The organism is Pseudomonas citronellolis (assembly GCF_029335315.1).
GTDB lineage: Bacteria > Pseudomonadota > Gammaproteobacteria > Pseudomonadales > Pseudomonadaceae > Pseudomonas > Pseudomonas citronellolis_A.
The window spans coordinates 1-1,147 of sequence record NZ_JARJLT010000316.1 but is presented as its reverse complement, the minus strand read 5'-3'; the positions used below and the strand labels follow the sequence as shown (position 1 = coordinate 1,147).

Genomic DNA, 1,147 nt, shown 5'->3' with positions numbered 1-1,147 from the left:
CGGCCAGGCCCTTCAGCAGGGCGGCGTGGAACGCCTGCGGGTCCTGGATCTGCGGCGCGTGGCCGAGCTTGTCGAACTCCACCAGGGTGGAATTGGGGATGGCCTGGGCGGTGCGCTTGCCCAGCTCGGCGTAGTTGCCCAGCTTGGCGCGCAGCGCCTCGGGGGCGACGTCCTTGCCGATCGCGGTGTTGTCCTGGGTACCGATCATCAGCAGGGTCGGCGCCTGGATCTGGCCGAACTCGTAGAGCACCGGCTGGGTGAAGATCATGTCGTACTGCAGCGCCGAGTTCCACGCCACGCGCTCGTGGCCGGAACCGTTGTTGAGGCCGGCGAGCATGTTCACCCACTTGTCGTACTCCGGCTTCCACTGGCCGGCGTAGTAGGTGGCCTGCTCGTACTTGCGGATGCTCTCGGCGCTGGTCTTCAGCTCGCGCTCGTACCACTGGTCCGGGGTGCGGTAGGGCACGCCGAGGGCCTTCCAGTCCTCCAGGCCGATCGGGTTGACCAGCACCAGTTGCTCGATCTGCTGCGGGTACATCAGCGCGTAGCGGGCGGCGAGCATGCCGCCGGTGGAATGGCCGAGCAGGGTGACCTTGCGCAGCTTGAGCTTGTCGAGCAGGGCGTGGGTGTTGCTCGCCAGCTGCTGGAAGCTGTACTGGTAGTGCTCGGGCTTGGTCGACTTGCAGAAGCCGATCTGGTCTGGCGCCACCACCCGGTAGCCGGCGGCGCTGAGGGCGGCGATGCTGGCCTCCCAGGTGCCGGCGCAGAAGTTCTTGCCGTGCAGCAGGACCACCGCGCGGCCGTTGGGCTTGGCCGGCTTCACGTCGATGTAGGCCATGTGCACGTGCTTGCCCTGGGAGACGAAGCTGAAGTGCCCCACCGGGTAGGCGTAGTCGAAGCGTTCCAGTTCGGGGCCGTAGGTCGGCCGGGTTTCGGCGGCCTGCAGCGGCAGGGCGGCGGCCAGCAGCAGGGCGGGGAGCCAGCGTCGGAACATGGGGTGTCCTCGGAAGGGCAAGGGAATGCTCTAGCATGCCTGGGGCGTCGGGGGCGCCACAAGTCCGGCCGTGGCTCCCTGTAGGCGCGAGCTTGCTCGCGAGCGGAGTTTCCGGCGGCTGTGGTGCCGGGCTCCCAAGGTGCGCCTGGCACC

The 1,147-nt window shown here is 68.4% G+C and carries 1 protein-coding gene; it reads right to left on the bottom strand.

The genetic code is table 11. The features are described 5' to 3' along the window. Window positions 1-994, bottom strand: a 994-nt coding sequence (locus tag P3W75_RS23650) for an alpha/beta fold hydrolase (RefSeq protein WP_276229749.1), incomplete at its 3' end; no start/stop codon positions are given. Between the last annotated feature and the right edge of the window lie 153 nt (window positions 995-1,147).